Source organism: Thalassotalea fonticola (genome assembly GCF_032911225.1).
Taxonomy (GTDB): domain Bacteria; phylum Pseudomonadota; class Gammaproteobacteria; order Enterobacterales; family Alteromonadaceae; genus Thalassotalea_A; species Thalassotalea_A fonticola.
On record NZ_CP136600.1, the window covers coordinates 4,367,332 to 4,390,319 of the forward strand.

General features: G+C 39.0%; 21 protein-coding genes and 1 tRNA gene. 10 read left to right on the forward strand and 12 right to left on the reverse strand.

Annotated elements, in window-relative coordinates; genetic code table 11:
* Positions 1-65: 65 nt before the first annotated feature.
* From pilW to RI844_RS17990, 8 genes are all read left to right on the forward strand, one after another.
* Positions 66-1,439 carry a type IV pilus biogenesis/stability protein PilW gene (gene pilW / locus RI844_RS17955; RefSeq protein ID WP_348396018.1) on the forward strand — a complete coding sequence of 458 codons (1,374 nt, stop codon included), beginning with the start codon at positions 66-68 and terminating at the stop codon, positions 1,437-1,439.
* A gap of 11 nt (positions 1,440-1,450) precedes the next feature.
* The gene (locus RI844_RS17960; RefSeq protein WP_348396019.1) at positions 1,451-2,383 is read left to right on the forward strand and encodes a RodZ domain-containing protein; all 933 of its coding nucleotides are present in this window, start codon (positions 1,451-1,453) and stop codon (positions 2,381-2,383) included.
* A 75-nt stretch (positions 2,384-2,458) separates the two neighbouring features.
* The gene (gene ispG, locus RI844_RS17965; RefSeq protein WP_348396020.1) at positions 2,459-3,574 is read left to right on the forward strand and encodes a flavodoxin-dependent (E)-4-hydroxy-3-methylbut-2-enyl-diphosphate synthase; all 1,116 of its coding nucleotides are present in this window, start codon (positions 2,459-2,461) and stop codon (positions 3,572-3,574) included.
* Between the two features lie 136 nt (positions 3,575-3,710).
* Positions 3,711-4,985, forward strand: a complete 1,275-nt coding sequence (gene hisS, locus RI844_RS17970) for a histidine--tRNA ligase (RefSeq protein WP_348398383.1) — start codon at positions 3,711-3,713, stop codon at positions 4,983-4,985.
* 10 nt (positions 4,986-4,995) lie between these two features.
* Positions 4,996-5,628 (forward strand): YfgM family protein, encoded by a 633-nt coding sequence (locus RI844_RS17975; RefSeq protein ID WP_348396021.1) that lies wholly within the window; start codon positions 4,996-4,998, stop codon positions 5,626-5,628.
* An 11-nt stretch (positions 5,629-5,639) separates the two neighbouring features.
* Positions 5,640-6,860, forward strand: a complete 1,221-nt coding sequence (gene bamB / locus RI844_RS17980; RefSeq protein ID WP_348396022.1) for an outer membrane protein assembly factor BamB — start codon at positions 5,640-5,642, stop codon at positions 6,858-6,860.
* A gap of 138 nt (positions 6,861-6,998) precedes the next feature.
* A complete protein-coding gene (der, locus tag RI844_RS17985; protein ID WP_348396023.1) occupies positions 6,999-8,462 on the forward strand; it encodes a ribosome biogenesis GTPase Der in 1,464 nt (487 codons plus the stop codon).
* 478 nt (positions 8,463-8,940) lie between these two features.
* A tRNA-Leu gene (locus RI844_RS17990) sits at positions 8,941-9,025 on the forward strand.
* Positions 9,026-9,079: 54 nt separating this feature from the next.
* On the opposite strand, the gene RI844_RS17995 is transcribed toward RI844_RS17990, so the two are convergent.
* Positions 9,080-10,498: a sulfatase gene (locus RI844_RS17995; RefSeq protein WP_348396024.1), complete on the reverse strand. Its 1,419-nt coding sequence runs from the start codon at positions 10,496-10,498 to the stop codon at positions 9,080-9,082.
* Between the two features lie 236 nt (positions 10,499-10,734).
* Here RI844_RS17995 and RI844_RS18000 point away from each other — a divergent pair, with 236 nt between their 5' ends.
* Complete coding sequence (locus RI844_RS18000; RefSeq protein WP_348396025.1) at positions 10,735-11,553, forward strand: alpha/beta fold hydrolase; 819 nt, start codon at positions 10,735-10,737, stop codon at positions 11,551-11,553.
* Between the two features lie 14 nt (positions 11,554-11,567).
* Here RI844_RS18000 and RI844_RS18005 read toward each other — a convergent pair whose 3' ends face one another.
* From RI844_RS18005 to ubiU, 11 genes are all read right to left on the reverse strand, one after another.
* Positions 11,568-12,290: a DUF2182 domain-containing protein gene (locus RI844_RS18005; protein ID WP_348396026.1), complete on the reverse strand. Its 723-nt coding sequence runs from the start codon at positions 12,288-12,290 to the stop codon at positions 11,568-11,570.
* A gap of 16 nt (positions 12,291-12,306) precedes the next feature.
* A complete protein-coding gene (locus RI844_RS18010; RefSeq protein ID WP_348396027.1) occupies positions 12,307-12,933 on the reverse strand; it encodes a DUF1326 domain-containing protein in 627 nt (208 codons plus the stop codon).
* Between the two features lie 152 nt (positions 12,934-13,085).
* Positions 13,086-13,457, reverse strand: coding sequence for a DUF3718 domain-containing protein (locus RI844_RS18015; protein WP_348396028.1), 372 nt, complete (start codon positions 13,455-13,457; stop codon positions 13,086-13,088).
* A gap of 232 nt (positions 13,458-13,689) precedes the next feature.
* Positions 13,690-16,776 (reverse strand): efflux RND transporter permease subunit, encoded by a 3,087-nt coding sequence (locus tag RI844_RS18020; protein WP_348396029.1) that lies wholly within the window; start codon positions 16,774-16,776, stop codon positions 13,690-13,692.
* An 11-nt stretch (positions 16,777-16,787) separates the two neighbouring features.
* A complete protein-coding gene (locus tag RI844_RS18025; RefSeq protein ID WP_348396030.1) occupies positions 16,788-17,870 on the reverse strand; it encodes an efflux RND transporter periplasmic adaptor subunit in 1,083 nt (360 codons plus the stop codon).
* Positions 17,871-18,106: 236 nt separating this feature from the next.
* On the reverse strand, positions 18,107-18,367 hold the full coding sequence (locus tag RI844_RS18030; RefSeq protein ID WP_348396031.1) for a DUF5062 family protein: 261 nt from the start codon (positions 18,365-18,367) through the stop codon (positions 18,107-18,109).
* 40 nt (positions 18,368-18,407) lie between these two features.
* On the reverse strand, positions 18,408-19,088 hold the full coding sequence (gene folE / locus RI844_RS18035; RefSeq protein WP_348398384.1) for a GTP cyclohydrolase I FolE: 681 nt from the start codon (positions 19,086-19,088) through the stop codon (positions 18,408-18,410).
* 67 nt (positions 19,089-19,155) lie between these two features.
* On the reverse strand, positions 19,156-19,878 hold the full coding sequence (gene folM, locus RI844_RS18040) for a dihydromonapterin reductase (protein ID WP_405054425.1): 723 nt from the start codon (positions 19,876-19,878) through the stop codon (positions 19,156-19,158).
* A gap of 3 nt (positions 19,879-19,881) precedes the next feature.
* Positions 19,882-20,241, reverse strand: coding sequence for a dihydroneopterin triphosphate 2'-epimerase (gene folX / locus RI844_RS18045; protein WP_348398386.1), 360 nt, complete (start codon positions 20,239-20,241; stop codon positions 19,882-19,884).
* Positions 20,242-20,413: 172 nt separating this feature from the next.
* Positions 20,414-21,286, reverse strand: a complete 873-nt coding sequence (locus tag RI844_RS18050) for a U32 family peptidase (protein ID WP_348396032.1) — start codon at positions 21,284-21,286, stop codon at positions 20,414-20,416.
* Positions 21,287-21,296: 10 nt separating this feature from the next.
* Positions 21,297-22,292 (reverse strand): ubiquinone anaerobic biosynthesis protein UbiU, encoded by a 996-nt coding sequence (gene ubiU, locus RI844_RS18055; protein WP_348396033.1) that lies wholly within the window; start codon positions 22,290-22,292, stop codon positions 21,297-21,299.
* Between the two features lie 146 nt (positions 22,293-22,438).
* Between ubiU and ubiT the strand changes: the two genes are divergently transcribed.
* Complete coding sequence (gene ubiT, locus RI844_RS18060; protein WP_348396034.1) at positions 22,439-22,909, forward strand: ubiquinone anaerobic biosynthesis accessory factor UbiT; 471 nt, start codon at positions 22,439-22,441, stop codon at positions 22,907-22,909.
* The last annotated feature ends 79 nt before the right edge of the window (positions 22,910-22,988 follow it).

A 22,988-nucleotide genomic window follows, 5' to 3' on the forward strand; every position in this document is an offset into this window, starting at 1 on the left:
AGGGTACACTGATGTTAAGTGTCACCCGCTTTATAACAATAACAAATATACCAGTGAGTTGCCGTATGCGAAAATTAGTACAAAATTCAGGGAAGATAGCATTTATTTTTATAGCCCTTGCTGGGCTTAGTGCCTGTGTTACTCAAAACTTTTCTGAAGATAAACCGGTTGTCGAGCGTGATTTCAATGACGATCAAAAAGCTCGAACTCGTATTTCTTTAGCTTTAGGCTATTTAAAAATGGGGAATACCGCACAAGCCAAGTATAACCTAGAAAAAGCCAAACAATTCTCACCAAATCTTGTCGATGTTTACACCGCTTTTGCTCATTATTATGAAAGTGTCGGTGAGTTTGAAAAAACTGAACAGTCATATTTAGAAGCACTGTCATTAGAAGATGAGGATGCTGATACTCTGAATAACTTTGGCGTGTTCTTATGTCGTCAAAACCGAGTAAACGAAGCAGAAAAATACTTTTTAAAAGCCATTGAAGTCCCGACCTATATTCGTGTTTCAGAAAGTTATGAAAACATTGCTCTTTGTCATTTGAAAGTTGATCAATACAGTAAAGCTGAACACGCGTTAAAGCGTAGTATTGCGCATAGCCCTAATAGCCCATCAAGTTTAATGCAAATGGCGCAACTGCAATACGCAAAAGGCAGTTATGAAAAAAGTTCTAATTACCTGAGCCGCTTCGAATTAGCAACAAGGCGGTTTACCCCGCAAGCAATTGCCCTGGCATTTAAAGTTCAGAAAAAACTGGGTAATGAAGAAGTGTCTAACAATTACGCCACTATGCTACTGAAAATGTTCCCTGATTCAAGCCAGGCTAAAGAATATTTAGATAATGAATTAGTACAAATAGAAGCGGATGAGTTGGCACTTAAATACCGAAAATATAAGCTTATAAATTCAGGTGTTAAGATAAATAAAAAGCCTATCGTTGTAGTCAATAAAGCAAAACCGAATAACCTTAACGCTGACGGTTTTAAACGAAGTGCGCCGACAATTACCGTAGTTAATGAAAAGTTAGTTGATGATGCAACTATCGCTCAGCAAACGGGTCAAAGTATTGCAAAGAATAGCCAAATTGATGCTCAGATGGCACCTAAAGCAGGACAATCACAGCCCGCTTCTCCATCGGTAACCAATGCGCCTAAAGCCGCAGCACCGATCAAATCAACACCGGTTAAAACTGTGGTGGTAAGTGCTAAGCCTAAATTAAACAGTGCAACCAAAGCTCAAACACCTGTGCCGGTAGCACAACAGAGTATTAGAATTGCTGATTTAGATAACCCTGTCCATACGGTACAAAAGGGTGAGAATTTATATCAAATATCAGTAAAATATAACATAACCATTAGTACTATTCGTCGCTGGAATGATCTTAAAAAAGAGACTATTCAAGTTGGCCAAGTGCTTAGATTAACGAAACCATAATTAGACTGAATATGAGTGACAACCAAGAACCTATTGATATCAGCGATGATATTGTTGTTATAGGGCCAGGCCAGATGTTGCGTGATGCTCGTACTGCGCTGGGGCTATCTGAAGCAGAAGTTGCTGAACATTTAAACCTTCGCCTTGCACTAATTGCCGATATTGAAAACGAACAGTTTGATGCTAATATCCCGTCAACATTTCTACGTGGGTATTTAAAAAACTACGCTAGATTTGTTGGTGTTAGTCAAGCTGATATTATTGCCAGTTATGAAATGTTAGCTGTAGCCGAAAAGCAGGGCGGCGAGATGAAAAGTTTCTCGCAAAGCACTCGCAAAAAAGCTGAAAATAATCGTTTAATGATGACTATTTATTTTATTGGCTTTGCTTTAGTCGCGTTATTTATTGTTTGGTGGTGGCAAGAGTCTAATGTTACTGCCCAAGAAGTTGTGGAAAATATTCCTGAGCAAACACAAACCTCCACTCCCTCTAAGATAGAAGTTCCACAAGTAGCCACTGATGCTGCAGCGACAAATACCAGTGAATTAACTGAAGAAGAACCTGCAGATAAAGCCTTTGAACAACATATGGCTAATAACGTTGAACCTCAAAATTCTGATACAGAATCGGTTGAAGTGAGTAAAATAGAAACACTACCAAGTGTGGCAGTAACTGCACCAGTAACTGAACAAGTCAGTCAATTAGAACAATTAGTGTTTCAATTTTCAGGTGATTGCTGGGTAAATATCTTTGATGCTGATGGTGAACGTTTAGCATGGGGCATTAAAAAAGCGGATTACATTATGACCTTGAACGGCAAGGCTCCTTTTTCAATTACCTTAGGAAAACCAGAATTGGTTTCAATAGATTATAATGAAGTAGCTATTGATATGAACCAATTCCAGCAAGGTCAAATTGCCAAATTTACTTGGCCCAAGTCATAGCAAAAAACATTGACAGTCTTTGTTATAAATAGATGAAATTATGTCAAGTAAACTTGGCTAAATTATTGAGTAATTATGTTTAGTGAAACCCCAATAAAGCGCCGTAAATCTACCCAGATAATGGTCGGCAATGTACCTGTAGGTGGTGATGCGCCAATTACCGTGCAGTCGATGACTAACACCTTAACTACAGATGTTGACGCAACCGTTGCGCAAATTCGTGCCCTAGAGAATGTTGGCGCTGACATCGTTCGGGTGAGCGTGCCAACTATGGATGCCGCAGAGGCATTTAAATTAATTAAACAGCAAGTGAAAGTACCGCTAGTTGCTGATATTCATTTTGACTACCGAATCGCTTTAAAAGTGGCTGAATATGGCGTTGATTGCTTGCGTATTAATCCTGGTAATATTGGTAATGAAAATAGAATTCGCTCAGTTGTAGAAGCCGCGCGCGATAAAAATATTCCAATTAGAATTGGCGTCAATGGTGGTTCTTTAGAAAAAGACCTGCAAGAGAAATACAAAGAGCCTAACCCTGAAGCGTTGCTGGAGTCAGCACTTAGACATGTTGATATTCTTGACCGACTTAACTTTGATCAATTCAAGGTGAGTGTAAAAGCTTCGGATGTATTCTTAGCCGTTGGTGCTTACCGTTTACTGGCCAAACAAATAAATAATCCATTACATTTAGGCATTACTGAAGCTGGCGGATTTCGCTCTGGTGCCGTTAAGTCGTCCGTAGGTATGGGAATGTTATTGGCTGAAGGTATAGGTGATACCTTGCGTGTTTCTTTAGCAGCAGACCCGGTTGAAGAAATCAAAGTTGGTTTTGATATTCTAAAATCATTACGACTGCGTAGCCGGGGTATCAACTTTATTGCTTGCCCAAGTTGTTCTCGTCAAGAGTTTGATGTTATTTCAACCGTTAATGCACTAGAAGAGCGATTAGAAGATTTAATCACCCCTATGGATGTATCGATTATCGGTTGTGTAGTTAATGGCCCAGGTGAAGCAACGGTTTCAGATCTTGGTTTAACCGGTAGTGCTCGTAAAAGTGGCTTTTATCTAGACGGTGAACGTCAACGCGAACGGATTGATAATGACAATATTGTTGATACGCTTGAGCAAAAAATTCGAGCTCGTGCCAGCCTTTTAGACGCAAATAATAAAATAGACGTTAAAGAAGTGTAAATAGGCGAACTACCTGAGAGTAATAATAGCGTAATGTGTTGTAAGAATGAGCACTTTTACCCTATAATGCCGCCTTTAATTTAATAAATTGCCAATGGTGTAAATACTAATGGCAATACTGATGAGAGCATCAAAAGTGAGTAAAGCGATTCAAGCAATTCGTGGTATGAATGACTGTTTGCCCGGTGAAACCAATAAGTGGCAAATGGTAGAAGACGCAATGCGTCGTGTTGCCGGTAATTATGGTTATGCAGAAATTCGTATGCCGGTTGTTGAATCAACCAACCTTTTTAAACGCGGTATTGGCGAAGTAACTGATATTGTTGAAAAGGAAATGTATACCTTTGACGACAGAAATGGCGATAGCCTGACATTACGTCCAGAAGGTACCGCAAGTTGTGTACGTGCTGGTAATCAACATGGTTTGCTTTACAACCAAGAACAGCGATTATGGTATATGGGGCCAATGTTCCGCCATGAACGTCCGCAAAAAGGTCGTTACCGCCAGTTCCATCAGTTTGGTATTGAAAGCTTTGGTATTGCAACGCCTGATATCGATGCAGAAGTTATTATGTTAAGTGCCAGACTTTGGCGGGAACTTGGCATCAATGAATTTGTCACACTAGAGTTGAATTCGTTAGGATCAAATCAAGCGCGAGCTGATTATCGTGATGCACTAGTTAAATTTTTAACGATACATGAAGATAAATTAGATGAAGATTCTAAACGCCGTATGCATGCAAACCCGCTACGGGTGTTGGATAGTAAAAATAAAGACGTACAAGCGCTGTTAGTTGATGCACCTAAGTTATCTGAATATTTAGATACAGAGTCAACTGAACATTTTGCCAATTTATGCCAGCGTTTAGACGCTGCTGGTATTAAATACAATATCAATGAGCGCTTGGTTCGTGGCTTAGACTACTACAATCGCACTGTGTTTGAATGGGTAACTGATAGCTTAGGCGCACAGGGTACTGTTTGTGCTGGTGGTCGTTACGATGGCTTAGTTGAGCAGTTAGGCGGAAAAGCAACGCCAGCTGTGGGGTTTGCCATGGGTATTGAGCGTTTAGTGTTAATGCTCACTGAGTTAGATAAACTAGCTAATATCCGCGCAACCACAGATGTTTATGTCGCTATGGTTGGTGAAAATGCGGAGCTTGCTGGAGTAGCATTAGCCGAACAATGGCGTGATGAGGTGCCTGGCATCCGTATTCAAAGTCATTGTGGTGGCGGTAAATTTAATAAACAAATGAAACGTGCAGATAAATCGGGTGCACAGGTTGCAATTATTTTAGGCGACTCTGAAATAGAACAACAGCAAGCTACGATAAAATATTTGCGTGAAAGTAAAGAACAGCAAACTGTGCCATTTAATAATGTTGCACAGCTATTAGAAGAATTAATTTAAGGGTAGAACAGTGGAAACTTATCAAACTGAAGAGCAACAAGTAGAAGCAATCAAAGGCTATTGGAAAGAAAATGGTAATTCATTAATTGCTGGTTTAGTTATTGGTTTAGGTGGTTTTATTGGTTGGAACTACTACCAAGACAGCGTGGTTGAAGCACAGCAAGTTGCTTCATACCAATTTCAACAGACTATGGAAGCCTTTGAAAGTAAAGAAACCGATTTCAGAGCAAATACCCAAGCATTTATTGATGCTAACTCATCTACTGCTTATTCAGCATTTGCTGCATTCGCATTAGCCAAGGATGCTGTTGAACATAAAGATTTTACTGGTGCTGAAGCTCAGTTAAACAAAGCTGTTGAACTTGCCGCCAGTGAAAACATTAAAGCTATTGCTTACTTGCGGTTAGCTCGTGTACAAGTGCAACTTGAAGCATTTGATAATGCACTAGCTACCTTAGCGCAAACTATGCCTACAACATTTAAGGCAAGCATTGAAGAGATCAAAGGCGACACTTACCTTAAACAAGGTAACACTGAGCTTGCTCGTGCAGCTTATCAAGCCGCAGCCGATGCTGGTGGTTTACAAGCTAACCCAACATTACAAATTAAATTGGATGATTTAGCGGTTAACGTAGCCGGTTAATGGAGAGTTTTGTGACATTTTTTAACAAACGAATTTTAACCGCTTTACTACTTTCTAGCGCTTTAGTTGCTTGTTCATCTGATGATGATGAAGAAGAGTTACCGGCCTTTGCCGAATTAACTGAAATTGAAGAGCAGTTTGAACCTGAAGTTATTTGGGATGAAGGTATTGGCGATGGTGTAGAACACTATTTCTCACGCTTATCTCCTACAATTGCCTATGGCAAAGTGTTCACTGCAGACCGATTAGGTGATGCCTATGCGCTTGATTTAGCAACAGGTGACGAGCTATGGTCTATTGACTTAAGTGATGTTAACGATGAACGTAGTTTCTTCGATGATCGCGTATCAGCTCGTATTGCTGGCGGCGCATCTACAGGCTACAACAAAGTTGTTTGGGGTAGTGAAAATGGCGACGTGTTTGCCTTAAATGCTGAAACTGGCGAGCTAGAGTGGCAAGTTAAGGTTCCAGGTGAAGTTATTTCAAAACCTGAATTTGATAGTAACTTAGTAATCATCAATACCGCCTCTGGCGCCTTAGTTGCGTTAGATGTAACAACCGGTGAAGAAGTATGGAAAGCAGAGCAATCGGTACCTCCGTTGTCATTACGTGGTGTTAGTGGCGTAGCTATTAATTCGGGTGGTGTGTTTGTTGGTTTAGCATCTGGCGAAATTGGTGTATTCATTATTGAAAATGGCCAACAAGGTTGGACGAAAGAAATTGGCGAGCCTAGTGGCTCTACTGAATTACAACGCATAGTCGATGTTGATGTAACTCCAGTTATTTTTGGTGATAAAGTTTTCGCGATATCTGCAAACGGTAATTTAGCGGCAATCGATCTTCGTAGTGGTCGAGAAGTATGGAAGCGCAAGTACTCGTCTTACCGTAAATTAACAATTTCAGGTAACCAAATTTTTGCTACAGACATACAAGGTCACTTGTATGCGATTAATCGTAATTCTGGTATGGAATTATGGAGTAATCTAGCACTGACGAACCGTGGTACCACTGGTGCCGCAAGCGTTGGTGATTACGTGGTTGTTGGTGATTTTGAAGGTTATTTACATTGGATAAGCAAAGAGGACGGCACTATTGTTGCCCGTCATCACGTTGATTCAAGCGGTATTTACGTAACACCTGTTGTGCATGAAGGCTTGTTATATGTACAAAGCCGTGATGGTGATTTAGAAGTGATTAAAACACCAGAAATCATTAAGGCTAGTGCCGAGTAAAGTTAGAAGGCGATAATTAATCTATCGTCTTTCTGACAGTTTGCTAAAATTATTAACGGTCGCACATTTCATGTGCGACCGTTATTTGTTTCATTTTATTGAGTTTTTAAGCTCTATATCTAATTTTTTGAGGTAGCCATGCTTCCTGTTGTAGCCCTGGTTGGGCGCCCAAATGTTGGTAAATCAACATTATTTAACCGCTTAACTCGCACACGTGATGCACTAGTTGCTGATTACCCTGGTTTAACCCGTGATCGACAATACGGCCAAGCGAACGTTGAAGGTTTGCCGTTCATTGTTATTGATACTGGTGGTATTGAAGGTAATGAGCAAGGCATTGACGCCAAAATGGCAGAGCAATCTCTTCTAGCAATTGAAGAAGCTGATGCAGTACTGTTCATGGTAGACGCCCGGACAGGTTCAACTTCTGCCGATATTGCGATAAGTGAGCATTTACGCAAGCAAAGTAAAAAAGTTTTCTTGGTTGCCAATAAAATCGATGGCGTTGACGCTGACTCTGCCGTAGCTGAGTTTTACGACATCGGTTTAGGTGAAGTGCATCCTATTGCCGCTGCCCATAATCGCGGTGTTACTCAGTTAATTAATTTAGCCTTGGCGCCACATATTGAAGAACTTTCTGCACAGGTTGAAGAAACTGAGATTATCGATTTAGCCGAAGGCGAAGAATATGATGACTCTGCAGAAACGCAACAAGACGATAAAATCAAACTGGCCATTATCGGTAAGCCAAATGTAGGTAAGTCAACACTAACTAACCGCATACTAGGTGAAGAACGGGTTGTTGTTTATGATATGCCAGGTACTACGCGTGATAGCGTATACATTCCAATGGAACGTGGCGATCGCGAATATACTTTAATTGATACTGCTGGTGTGCGCCGTCGTAAAAATATGACCGATGCTGTAGAGAAGTTCTCCGTTATTAAAACCCTACAAGCCATTCAAGACTCGAATGTAGTTATGTTACTTATCGACGCGCGTGACGGTATTACAGACCAAGATTTAAGCCTATTAGGTTTTGTGCTTGAGTCTGGTCGCTCATTAGTACTTGTTATTAATAAGTGGGATGGTTTAGATACTGACATTAAAGACCGAGTTAAATCTGAGCTTGATCGCCGTTTGGGCTTTATTGATTTTGCCCGTATTCATTTTATTTCAGCCTTGCATGGCACTGGTGTTGGTAACTTGTTCGAATCGGTTGAAGAAGCATTCGACTCTGCAACTAAACGAACTTCAACTGCGATGCTGACGAAAATATTGGAAATGGCGGCGTTTGATCATCAACCGCCGTTGGTTCGTGGTAATCGAATTAAGCTTAAGTATGCTCATGCTGGTGGTTATAACCCGCCATTAATTGTTATTCACGGTAACTTGGTAGATAGCTTACCGTTGTCGTACAAACGCTACTTAATTAACTATTTCCGTAAATCACTTAAAATTATGGGCACACCAATTAAAGTAGAGTTTAGAGGTACAGCTAACCCGTTTGCTGGTAAACGCAAGCTAACTTATACCGAGCGTAAGAAAAAAGCGCGTGAAACACAAGGCTGGAGTGACGAAGCTAAAGCCAATAAAAAGTAACTGTTTTTATAACTATCAAAGGCGACTATCTAAGTCGCCTTTTTTTACATCAAGGATGATGGAATGCCGACTTGCCATGGATGGCAATTAAGTCGGCTCACATCAAGGGTGAGGGAATGCAAACATCCAAATCTAATACAGTCATACCTTATTTACGTCATTTCCGCGTAGGCGGTAATCTAAAATCAACCATTCAAGCTTTTTTACAGGCAAAAAAAATGCCACCTAAGAAGGTGGCATAAAAAATAGCATTTCAGGGAGGAAAACTATATAAAGTTAACTGTGTTTAATAATACACGAACTGAAAATTAACTCTGTTATCCAAATGTAAAAGTAATAGCAAAGTTGTTTTTATGCATGTTAACCATTGATTTGTACAAAACATAAGCAGATAAACCACAACTCAAAAAAAACGCTTGCGAGTTAATACAAGTAATCTATAATGCCACTCATCAACTTACACAGTTGAGCATGTGTTGCCGGAGTGGTGGAATTGGTAGACACGACGGATTCAAAATCCGTTGCCTTCGGGCGTGCCGGTTCAAGTCCGGCTTCCGGTACCATTTAAAACCTAGCTATTGCTAGGTTTTTTGTTTCTAGTGTTTTAAAAAGTCTATTTATTCAATTTCTCTGATGCGTGTTTGTGCTTTCTTTATAGCATCATCAAGTAACCATTTAAGTTTTATTCTAACTTCTTCTAGTTGTGTTTTGTCTGATAGATTTTTTAATTCTTCAGGGTCGTTGTGATGATCGTATAATTCAGCACCCATGATGCCATCACCCCATTCACTATAACGGTACCTGTCGGTACGTATTGAATGCCCCCTAATTTTTGTATAAGCATATTCACCATTTTCTCCGCGGTTACGATTTAAAATTGTTGAGTATGCAGATGTTCTAACAACTTGAGTGGTGTCTTCTAAGCTTGGCGTTAAGTCAAAACCTTGTAAATATGCTGGCGGTGTTAAATTGGTTAATGCTGCCAGGGTAGGGTATATGTCTAATAGTTCGGTTGGGGCATTGATAACATTATGGCCCTTGGTGATTTTGGGTACTTTAATTATCATTGGTGTACGGGCTGAGCCCTCAAATAAACTGCCCTTTTGCCACAAGTCGTGTTGACCAAGTTCATAGCCATGATCTGACAAAAATACGACTATAGTGTTATCTGCTAGTTCTAACTCTTCAAGTACATCCATAACCCTACCTATTTGAGCATCTACATAACTAATTGCCGCATAGTAACCTCGAATAATTTTTTTTCGTTGTTCAATGGTTAAACTACGTTGGTGGGGCCTATCTTTTAATGCAATGGCAGGGATGTCATAACGATCGTTTTTTGGCGCAACATATGGTTTGATGTTTTCTAGCTCATAAAGGTCAAAGTATTTTTGTGGGGCTACAAAAGGTGTATGCGGGCGGTAAAAACCAGCGCCAATAAAAAATGGCTTACCTGTTTTGCTAGGGTGGTGCTCTTTTAATAGTTTGATTGTTTCATTAGCCACTATGCCATCGGTGTGCAGTTCATCGCCTTCTTGAGTTGCAAGAAAACTTAAAACACCACCAAACGATTGATTTTTTAACGCATCAGGGTTAAATGATTTAACTTTAGGCTCTAATGTTGCCTTATCAACACCAATTGGGTTAACCGCTTCATGCCAAGATAATTCATCATCTGCGCCAGAAGTACCAATTTGATTTGGGACCCCTTGATGATAAATCTTACCAACTCTTGCGGTAAAGTACCCCTGTTGCTTAAACATTTGCGGCATAGTTGTTACGTTGGGAATATGCGGGCGAAAGTGCGAAGTTAATTGCGTGTGTGAGCCATGGGCGATAACACCTGTCTGATCAGGATATAAACCCGTCATAAAGCTTGCTCTACTTGGTGTACACAGTGGTGCCTGACTATACGCTTTGGTAAAAACAGCTCCATTGTTAGCAAGCGCATCGATATTCGGGCTTTTAACCAGAGGATGCCCATATAGACCCAAGTCATTGTTCATATCATCAACAGTAATGAATAAAACGTTCAAAGGGGGTTCTATAGCAACAGCCTCACAAAAAATAAAGCTGATACATAAAACGACTAGTTTTGATAAAGTTCGCATTTTTCGCCTTCTTGCAATTATTATTTTAAACTAACAATTAATGATATCGTTGTCATTGCTTCATGGTATAAGATTTTAACTGTGAAATAAAAGCAAAAATTTAATAAAAATAATTAAGCCGACCTTTTTGTCCTAAATAAATCCCTGTATACTTCTTGTCTATGAGTAGTATTGCACCCCTGTCATCGAACTCGATGTTATTCCATAAAACAATTATCCACCCGTCTAGTAAAGAATGGGTCGTTTTTGTGCATGGTGCTGGCGGCAGTTCGTCAATTTGGTTTAAGCAAATTAAAGAGTACAAAAAGCATTTTAATTTAGTCTTTATTGATTTACGCGGTCATGGCCGTTCAGCAGCTGTTACTTTTAAAGAGTTACTCAAGAGTGGATATACCTTTAATGACGTTGCCCTTGATATTGTGCAAGTGCTCGATCATTTAAAAATAAAAGGTGCTCACTTTGTCGGGATCTCTCTGGGTACTATACTAATTCAAAAGCTGGCAGAGCTTGCGCCAAATAGAGTTAAAACAATGGTGCTGGGTGGAGCGGTGACTCGTTTTGATTTTCGCTCGAATACGCTGGTGAAGCTTGGCGACTTTTTTAAGCACGTAATGCCTTATATGTGGCTGTACCGACTATTTGCCTATATTTTAATGCCGCAAAAAGGTCAGGTAGAATCACGTAGCATGTTTATTAAAGATGCGAGAAAGCTTTGTCAAAAAGAGTTTAAGCGCTGGTTCAAATTAGCTGCCGATGTAAACCCCTTAATGAAGTTTTACAAAGAAAATGAAATCAACAAACCGACGCTATATTTGATGGGTAAGAATGATTATATGTTTATGCGTCCGGTGAAAGAAATGGTCGCTAGGCACAAAAGCAGTCAACTCACCGAAATTAGTGATTGTGGTCATGTATGTAATGTTGAAAAGCCAAAAGAATTTAATCAACATTCGATTGAATTCATCAAGAATAATGGTTGAGCGGGACAATGTTTTTAGAATAAATAACTAAGTCCAAGCAATATTAATAATCCTCCTAAATATTTACTAATTATTTCACCTTTTGGAAATGCCTTTTCTACCAGCACAACTAAGGTAAGTACTAAAATCCATTGTAAGTTCATCACTCCGGTAACAAATAAAATAGCCATTAAAAACCAACAACAACCCACACAATAGCTGCCATGTTTAATGCCTAAGCTGATAGCACTTTTTATACCCGCTTGCCAGTCTCCTGTCAGTAGAGAAAGTGGCGAACGACATAGTTTTAAACATTGCTGTTTTAACGGCGTGAATTGATAAATACCGGCAATTATTAAGATAATGGCACTAAATTTCAGGTTAGCACTATTCATCATTGGGCTAAGAAGCTCTAGGTGATGTAGCCAGGTTTGTACAATGGTGATTGCTAAGCTATAAACTGTCCAGGCAATTAGGTAACCCAAAGAAAAGAATATAGTAGGGGTGTAGCTAGCCCCGTTTTGTTGTCGTTGTTGGTTGATTTTATTGATGAGCAAAATAACGGGCAGAGCAGACGGCAGCATCATGCCAGCCATCATTATCGCCCACATCATAAACAAAAGAGCAATATCAGCATTCGACCAAGTAGCTACAGGAGCCATATTCATGGTCATACCGTAAAGCATGTAATACCAGCTCAAATAAATGAGCAGGCCTATGGTCATTAATACTAAGCATTTATTAACAATATTTTGCAATCGTAAACTCTACACGTTAAGCATTAGGCCAGTTAACAGTTGCTTTTGCCGCAAAGGTGTCTGAATAATTAAACGATAAATTGCCATGCTCTACCTTTAACGATGTTGTTTTGCCAACAAAGCCATCATTCCACATAAAACCGCCACCAGGAAAGGTGATATGAACTCTATTTTCTTCACCTGTTACCGGGTTTATATGCGGGGTTTGACCCGCTTCTAGAATACCTGAAATAGAGACGGTTGACGTATGATCTTGGGGATCCATTTCAATATCACTAATTATTGGACCATCGAATTCTGAAAATAGTGTTGCTATGGCTTCAACCGGCATGCCGCCAGCTTGGCCTGAGAAAATAGTTGCTAAAGCCGTTACTTGCTCTTCAGTGGCGACTCTATCAATAAATAGTGCGCCTTTGCCACCGCCATCATGCATAGCTTTTGGCCACATAGCGACAAACACCGCTTTTAACCCAGATAAATCTAGATCGTTAAAATGGCCTTTTATCACCTGCCAGCCTAAAATTGCATCACAACCGCCATTATCACTACTAGGGAAACCGCCGAATTGGCATCCACATCCATGACTGCAGCTACAACTTTCAATTTGGTGCATGGATAATGCCCACGGGTATTCGTTAGACATAATTAACTCCTTTATAAAAGTGGGTTAAGTATAGACTATAAGTTGTATGTTTTTTTAGGCAGAAACGAAATGTTATTCGTGAATAAAATGCTGTTTAAGCGAATTGTTCCAACCGTTAATTTAAAATTTATTAACGGCTGAAACTTGGCTGTCTACCTTGAACTTACCTTAATAACCACGATGTCTTGAGCCTTATCTGCAGGCACGTATTGCGCAATTTCAGTAAAAGACACCGGATTTTTCTTGTAAGCATTGATAAATTTTGCCGTTCGTAGTGAATTATAAGAATATGCGAAATCAGCGATGTTCTGTTCATTACACTTAAGATGATTGGCAATTACCTGATAAGTAAAACCATTATTTTTAACCGTTCTCGTATAGCGAAGCAAATTGTCTTGAACAGCTGCCACACAAACTTTAGTTAACGGATGATCATCAGAAGCAACAAACTTATACTGGCTAGCAAAAGTTGCAGGTGATATCCCTATTAATAGGGCGATAATCGACAATTTGGTAAACTTCATAATACCCTCCTTTACCAATTGTGAACAACATACTGTCTTAGCAGGTGCAGAGAGTTACCAGAGCACAAAAGCTAAGGGGTACCTAAGTATAGTAAAGATTCTGGATTTTGATCTATTGCTGCATAGGTATATTTATTGGGTAAAACGAGTACTGTTAAGTAATTGTATTAGCGTTTTATTTTAAATAAACGCTTCGTTAAGAAGCGCTTATTGATGAATACTCTAGCACTAATTAAGTAAATGTTTGTGCGGAAAGTAATTCATCACCAGTTAGTTTTTCACGATTTTTAGCAAACCATAAATAAAATATTGGTAATACGATTAGTGTAAATACAGTACCAATAAGCATGCCTGCAACTAATATAATGCCAATACTGTTACGAGCTTCGGCCCCCGCTCCGGTTACCAAAACTAAAGGGAAATGACCAAAAACGGTAGCACCAGTTGTCATCAAAATTGGTCGTAATCTCGTTGTTGCTGCAATAATAACTGCTTCAAATTTACTCTTGCCTTGCTCTTGAACATGATTGGCAAATTCAACAATTAAAATACCATTTTTGGTGATCAGGCCAACAAGAGTAATTAGACCAATTTGTGAGTAAATGTTTACTGTAGTTAATTCTATAAACGGTATTAATAAAGCGCCAGAGAGAGCTAATGGCACACAACCTAGTAATACAACAAGCGGATCACTAAAACTATTAAACTGCACCGCCAAAATCAAAAAAACGATAATTAATGACACCATTAATACTGTCACTAATGTATTGCCTTCTTTCCTGATTTGCCGTGACTCCCCAGCATAATCAAGTCGATAGGATTTTGGTAAAATATCTTGGGCAACTTGCTCAATGGCAGTTAATGCCTCTTCTTTACTAAATCCTGGTAACAAACCACCATAAATTTTCACTGAATTTACTTGGCTAAAAGTGGTAAGTTGCCTAGGACCTGTCACCCAATTTAATGAGGCAAAGCTAGATACCGGAATGAACCCGCCATTGGCCAGCTTTATATTTAGGTGCAGAATGTTTTCTGGTTTACCTCTTACTTCGCTCTCAACCATAGGAATAACTTGATATGCTTTACCGTTTGAATCAAAGCGGTTAACGTAATTACTTGATAAGAACACACTTAATTGTTGGTTCACATCATTAAAGTCCAAATCAAAATCAGCAAGTTTTGTTCGATCAATTTTCAATTCTATTTTTGGCAAATCTATTTTTAGATCAGAATCGGCAAACAAGAACATACCACTTTTCATTGCACTGCCAACAAGTTGGTCGGCATATACTTTCATTTCTTCATAAGGCGATGATGATTTTAATACTATTTCAACATCAAATTGTCCTGCGGTTGGTAAAGAGGGGGGTAATATTGGCAGTGAATTCAAACCAGAGTTTTGAACCAAATTCATATACACAGGAGGAACGAGTTCAGCAATGTTTTCATCACGTTGGTTCGGCTTCACAAAACCTAAGCCACCAAAGCCACCACTATTAAATATTACCTGCCACATTTCTGTTGCGTTTGGGATTGCCAGCAAGCCGTCAACCATTTTAGTGGTATTTTCAACGTTATATTCTAACGATGATTGTGGTGGTGATTGCACAATGATAATAATTTGGCTTTGATCTTCTATAGGCGCCAACTCTTTTGCTGAAAACAAATAAAACGGCACTGCCAATAAACTTATAATTATGGCAATAAAGAAAACCTGATATTTAACATCAAATATTTTGTTTAAAAGCTTGGCGTAAGTATTTTGCAATTTAGTGAATATATTATTCACCTTAATGGTTAGTTTTCCTTCTTCTCCACCTTTAGCAGATACATGCGCACTCATTATTGGTGATAAAGTGATTGCCACCACGCCAGAAATGATAACGGCTATAGCTAAAGTAAAAGCAAACTCTTTAAATAACATCCCTGTTAACCCAGATAAGAAGCCGATGGGAGCATATACGGCTGCCAAGGTTAATGTCATTGATATAATTGGCACCAGTAACTGTCTTGCACTAAGTAACGCCGCTTGTCTTCTGCTCATCCCTTCGCGCATGAATCGTGACACATTTTCAACCACTACAATAGCGTCATCTACCACTAAACCAACACACAAAACAATAGCTAATACGGTTAACAAGTTTAATGAAAACCCCATTAACGACATTGCTGCAATGGCACCTAAAATTGATATAGGTATAGTAATCAAAGGCACTAACGCAGCCCTGAAAGAGCCCATTAAGAAAAGAACAACTAAACCGACAATGGTAATGGTTTCTAATAAGGTGATTACAATTTCTTTTAATGCATCACGCATATATAAAGTGCCGTCATAGGCAAATTCAACTTTCATTCCGTGTGGCAAAGTTAAGTTAATTTCGTCAACAGCTTTATACAAGCCATTACCAATGGTGATTTCATTGGCGCCGGGTAATGGCCAAACTGAAATATAAACTGTATCGCTATGGTTTATTCTAGCGCTTATATTCGCTTCTTCTGCGCCTAAGGTTATTTGTGCAATATCTTTTAAATAAATAACGTCGTTGTCTATGCGTTTAACCACTAAGTTTTCAAAACCTTGCACCGTTGAAAGTTGAGAATTGGTTACTATGTCAATGCGTTGTCTTGAATTTTGGCTGTAACCCATAGTTGCAATAGAGTTGTTATTTCTTAAGGCATTAAACACTTCATCCGTACTGAGATTAAAAGTAGCTAATTTAGCTGTATCGAGGTTTACTCGCATTGCCGGTATTCTGCCGCCTTCTAATTGTACTCGTTGCACACCCTCAACATTATTTAAAATAGGGTTCACTTGCCGATTTAAATAATCAGATACCTGAGACTTATTTAAATCGCCATAGCTTACATTCAGATAAAAAGCGGCAAACGTTCGATCGGTTCTAACTACTGAAACGGCAGGATCTTGTGCGCCTTGTGGTAATTCAAATCGAATTTGGCTTAGTTTAGTATTTAGCTCTGCTAACGCTCTTGTACTGTCTTCATTAAGTTTAAGCCAGGCAGTTACTTTGCTTGTTCCTGAAGTGGTAACCGAGTCAACATAATCAACACCGGGTATTGTTGAAGCAACACGTTCTATAGGATCACTAATGAAGCCTTTTACGACCTTTGCCGATGCTCCGGTATAGTATGTGTCAATCACTAGTGACGAGCTTTCCATTTGTGGAAATTGGATCACCGGTATATTGAAAACTGCCCATAGTCCAGAAAGACAGATCACAATAGATAATACAACTGCCATTACCGGGCGACGGACAAAAATATCCATAACACTATTTTTAGTTTTTAAGGTGTTGAACATCAGACTAACCTTTACCCGTCAATTAATTTATTGATAAATACTTTCATGCCCGTTTGCAGTTTAAAGGCGCCATCGGTGGCAATGATCTGATCTTTGAGCAAACCACTACTTATTATTGCTTGCTCTGCTATACGCTCTAACACAACTACTTTTTGACGTTCAGCTCGATAACTACCACCTGCTTCAGGTTGCAGTACAAAAACATAATCACCAAATTGATCATGGGTTAGAGCTAAATCAGGAATAGCTATCCGACTTTTACTATCTTCTACGGCAACCGTAACATTTACCAGAGTATTAGGGCGCAAAGGTAATTCAGCTTTCAATATTTTGGCGCGATATTTTAAATGACGAGAGTTGGCCGATAATGTGGGATTGATGGCAATGATCTGTCCCTTAATCTGATTTGTACGAGAGCCTACTTTGTTGATCAAAACTGTGGTGTGAAGTGGCAAATCGTTATAAGTTTGCGGCAAAGAAAAATCAATCCAGAGGTAGTCATCAACTCCTACCAAGGTATTGATCAAGGTATTGTTGTCCAGGTATTGTCCAACTTCCAAATTGTTGATACCAACAACGGCGGTAAATGGCGCCTTGATAATTTTTTTAGAAATACTATCTTGTAATAAAGTTACATTGGAGTGCGCCAACGCATAGTCAGCATGGGCTTGATCGACTAATTCTTGGCTTACTTCATTACTTTCTTTTAATGTAGTGTAACGTGTCAGATTATGCTTGCTTAACGTTAGTTGAGCATTCGCGGCAATTAATTTAGCTTTTTCTTCAGTGTGCTGAAGCTCGACCAGTATTTGCCCTTTTTCTACCACGCTGCCTGATACCAAATTAAGAGCAATAATTTTTCCGGCCAATTCATTTTTTAATTCAAGTTGTTTTACCGCTTTAACTTCACCACTTACTTGTGTTGTTTTTTGAAACTCAATTGAGGCTGCCTTTATCGCATCGACGGTTGCTGAAGGTTCAAATTGTTGCTCAGCCGCAGTTGGTGGCGACATCAGTAATTGCTTGTAATGATATAAACTAAATAAGGTAATAGTTAATAGAAACAAGGTGATGAGCCAAGGCTTAAATTTCATGGTTGATCCAACTAGTGTAAAAACATTATTAATAAATGTTAAAGGGGCATTTTTCCAGGCAATAATTTTAAGCGGAAAATAGTGCTATTTCTATGAGAAATGTTAATGAAATGTTGCAAAATATTTCATCAAGGAAGCTCATTGCATCCAAGCATTGATAATTATCAACCTTAGAGTAGTATAAAAATCAATCAATACAAGGATTTTGAATATGATAGGGTAGGCAAATAGTAAAACTATTTTAGTAATTCGTGGCCTTCTGGAAGTTGTTTCTGGATCCACAGTGCAAGCTTATGTTTCATGCTTAACAGGTCTTCCTGATCTTCAGGTAATGGGTGGACTAGTTTATCTTGTACTAATAAACGATATAGCGCCTCAACTTTTTGTTTCGCTGCATCGGTTGCACCAAAGCTTTTGAAACCACGGTTAATTGCGTACTTTTCACCAACACTAAGGGCTATTTTTAATAAAGCCTGTTCATTTTTTATTTTTTTCATACGCGTTCCATATCAGGGGAAATTGATTATCTAATTGGTATTATTGTAAAAATTCGCTGCGTGTCGCCGGGTTACTTTTAAAACAACCGCTTAGGGCTGTTGTAGTGGTACTTGAGTTTGAGTCCATAACGCCACGAGCTTTCACACAATAATGCACGGCATTGATTGTTACCGCAACATGTTCTGTGTCTAGTAAGGCTTTTAATGAGATCAAAATTTGTTGAGTTAAGCGCTCTTGAACTTGTGGGCGTTGAGCAAAAAATCGCACCAGACGATTGATTTTTGATAAGCCAATAATTTTCTCTTTCGGAATGTAAGCAACTTTCGCTAAGCCATCTATAGTGACAAAATGATGTTCACAAGTACTGGTTAAATTTATATCTTTAACCATGATCATTTCATCATTAGCCATTTTGTTTTCAATAACAGAGATTTTAGGAAAGTTACTATAATCAAGGCCAGAGAAAATTTCTTGCACATACATTTTTGCGATGCGATGCGGTGTTTCCTGTAAGCTGTCATCGGTTAAATCTAACCCTAAGGTGTCACAAATATCGGTAAAAGACTGTTTGATCTTTTGATACTTTTCATCATTACTAAGCTCTTTATTACTATGCATAGGCGTTTCTAAACCCGCAGCAATTAATGCATGTTGCACAATTTTAGCCGCAGGACTGCTTGCTTTGTTACTACTAATGCTCGCCAGTTTTTTTGCTTGCATGCTATTCATAATCTCTTTCTCTGTTATCAATACTTAGCTTAATCTCAACCGAATTAAATCAAGCGGATTAAACTAGGTGTCGGCCACCGTTTAAGTGTAGTGTATGGCCAGTGATATACCTACTGTTTAGTAGATATTGCACTGCTTCAACCCCTTCAATTTCTCCGGGGGCAATTTGCATTAATGATTTCTGCAGGGTTTTTTGTTTATAACTCTCGCTGTCGCTTTCATTGAACATTAACAACGATGGCGCAATCGAATTAACTTTTACCTTTGGTGCTAACAGGGCCGAAAAAGACAAGGTTAAATTGGCTAATGCAGCTTTACTGGCGGCATAAGCTATATGCTTTTTACTACCTTTATCAACAACAAAGTCGGTTAAGTGAATTATACTGGCTGTGCTCAAGTTTTGTTGATAATAGTTTTCCAATAAAGGCTGAAAAGCTAAATTAAGCTGATAGGGCGCTTGCACATGAACTTGCATCATTGTTTGCATGGTTACGCTAGCTGAAACCGTAGTGCTTTCAGCTAACCAATCTGACGCGTTATGTATTACGGCTTTTAATGAAGAATAATGGTTTTGTATGTACTGGTTAAAGTCATCAATTCCTGCGTCAGTGGAAAAGTCGGCTTTGATACAAGTAATACCAAGCTTTTGTAATTCTGCAATTGATTCACGTTCTGTTCTATAAGTAATCACAACAGGCGTGAGTTTACTGTGTAAAGCTTTTGCTAATGCCAAGCCTAATCTTTGCCCACCACCGGTGATAACTATTGCATTATCTATCATAAGTTACTGGCGTTTGGCACTTAAGGTAAGTGATACCGAATCAGCGAATCGCAGCGCATGCGGTTTCTCTACCGTAACTTTTGCAAAGGTAACAAGCTTGGACGTCATGGCAATTTCTAATAAATCTGAAGTTAGCTTTTCTAGCAGTTTAAAATTGCCACCTTCAACATGACTGATCATTTTTTTAGTAATGGTTTTATAATTTAAAGCTTGTGCTGCTTCATCGGTAGTACAGGCGTTACCTGCCGGGTAACGTATTTGAGCATTTATGACAATGTCTTGCTGTTTGCTTATTTCTTCGGGGTTAAAGCCAATATAAGTGCGCAAGCGTAAATTAATGATATCGATGGTTGCATCGTCCATAATTAAGGTATTGGTATTATTTTGTATTTTTTGTACCGAACTCATGCTGATCTCTACTGATACTTTTGCTTAAGTATAACAAGATGCAGAAACAATGAAACGCTAGAAAGTGAAAATAAACAAGAGTAGAACCAGTACCGGTTCTACTCTTGCTTCTTTAAGGTGAGATGGTTTAAACGCTATTCATTCCTGCAATTTGATGCCAGTAGCCATTTGAGTGGTTGCAAGGCAGCTTCTCAAAGGTTGGTTGTTGTTCTTTAGCGATAAAATTATCAAGTATAGTGAAAGTGTTTTCTGCCTGCGGACTTATACGAATGATATCAATCAAGCCTTGCATACTTGTTATGTCATTACTTAGGTCATAACAATCGCCCGACATGGTTTGAATACCATTTAATACAAACAGCTGTTTATCTTCCTGGCTGTCAGCAATGCGCCCACTTGGATAATTTATACAACAAAGCTGACAATCATCTTTACTTTTGTTTTCACTTCTTGCGGTAAAGCAGCGGGCTGAATAGGCCAACGGTAAATGCCCATATGATTGAGTTTCAACTTCAAATTTTTCGCGCAGTCCTTGGTTAGCCAAGTCATCCAATGTCTGTTTTATCCAGTCTCTACCAAGTTCTACAGGCGTCACCCAACGTTTCATTCCCATGTTAATTAAACGCTTTAATGCGGGGCCATTGTAGGCATTTATAGCTTGCCCACACACAAACTCCACCTTATTTTGTCGGCAAAATTCAATGGCGCCAACATCGTTGGCTTCAATAATAAACTCACCGTTATCACAATATTTTTTGAGAATTGCTACTTCTGATGGCGCTTCTAATAATGCCATAGTCGACAAGACAATCTGTTTATTAGAATTAGCCAACTCTTTTGCTAATTCCAACCAATCTTTTTGCCGCAGCTCTCTTCGTTTTGAGCAAACAGTTTCGCCCAAGTAAATAATATCAGCATTTGAATATGCTGCTTGTTGGTAAAATTCTGCAACCTTTGCTTTTGGCCAATAGAATTGATTTGCACCTAATGAATATTTCATTACTTTTCCCCTATTGCCAGTCACGGTGATAAGCACCTAACGTTGTTTGTGAGCCTTCTGAAATATTACCAAGCTCGTTCATCCAGGCAGGATCGGCTCGATAGTTTTCAGGATCTTTATTGTATGAATCTATAGCTTGGCGCCACAATCTGGTTACAGTCGCAACGTAAGCAGGACTGCGTTGACGACCTTCAATTTTTACCGAGGCAATATTTGCTTTAGCAAGTTCAGGGATTAAGTCGATTGTGTTTAAACTTGTTGGCTCTTCGAGGGCATGATAAATATTATCATCTACTTTAAAACGGCCTTTACACAGTGTAGGGTAACCGGCGTTTTCATCGTCTTGGTAGCGGTCAATTAATACATCATTTAAACGCGATTCTAAGCCATTTTCGGTCTGTTGCCAGTCTACATATTTAGCCGGTGAGCAAGCGCCTACCGTATTTGGGCTTTCGCCGGTTAAATAAGATGATAAGTAACAGCGACCTTCGGCCATAATGCACAGGCTGCCAAAGGCAAACACTTCAAGTTCAATATCCGTTTGGCGAGACAACTGCTTTACTTGTTGAAGTGACAAAACTCTTGGTAATACAACACGATGAATATTGAAGTTATTGCGGTAAAAATCGATAGCGGCTTTATTGGTAGCTGAAGCCTGCACTGAAAGATGAATTTCAGCATCAGGGTATTTATCTGCGGCGTAATCAAGCACCGCCATGTCTGCAATAATTAATGCTTTCGCGCCAATGTCTACGGCTTTGTCTACCGCATATTGCCACGATTTGAACTCGCCTGGTTTGGCAAAGGTATTAATGGCAATGTGCAAATCTTTATTCTGTTGATTAATTAAATTAGCAGCTTGCAAAATACGTTTATCATTAAAATTAAGGCCGGCAAAATGACGGGCATTAGTTTCATTATTCATGCCGATAAATATTGCATCAGCGCCATGCTCTAAGGCTGTTTTTACTGCAGGCAGACTACCGGCAGGGCAAAGTAACTCCATGGTTGGTTCATACTCTTAGTTATTATTATGCGAGATTATTTTAACTGTTTAGTTAGGGTTATATTTGATATGGATTAAACAATCGATATTTATAATTTGTTATCTTGGCGTTATTAACATTACTAATCTTTTATTTTTGAGTTGCCATGAATCTACCTGATAAGCTTTGCCAAATCTTGCCTAAAATAGCTAATATTTCAGCTCATATTGTTCCGGACTCCATTCAAGGTAAAGTCATTACTGTGGCGATTAATCATGTCCTTAAAGAACAACTGGAAGACGGTGAGTTGGACTTTCTTGATGGGGTATTCTTAGAAATAAAAGTAACCGACCTTAATAAATCTTGGTTTTTTACTGTCGAGGGTGAAAAGATAAGTGTTCATCATACTATTAACGTACAACGTAGCGATGTGGTGATCAGCGGTGATTTCAATTCATTCGTGTTATTGGCATCACAAACGATTGATCCCGACACTTTGTTCTTTAAACGCAAATTACTGATTGAAGGTGATGTTGAGTTGGGCCTGGCGGTTAAAAACTTACTCGATAGGGTTGAGTTGAATCAATTACCTGAGTTGTTAACCAAGCCTCTTATCGCTTATGCACAAGCACTGTAATTTATAATCTGCTCTACTCTATGAAGAGGTAATAATAAAATAGGTTGGCATCACCGCAATCTTCTGTATAATGAATTTC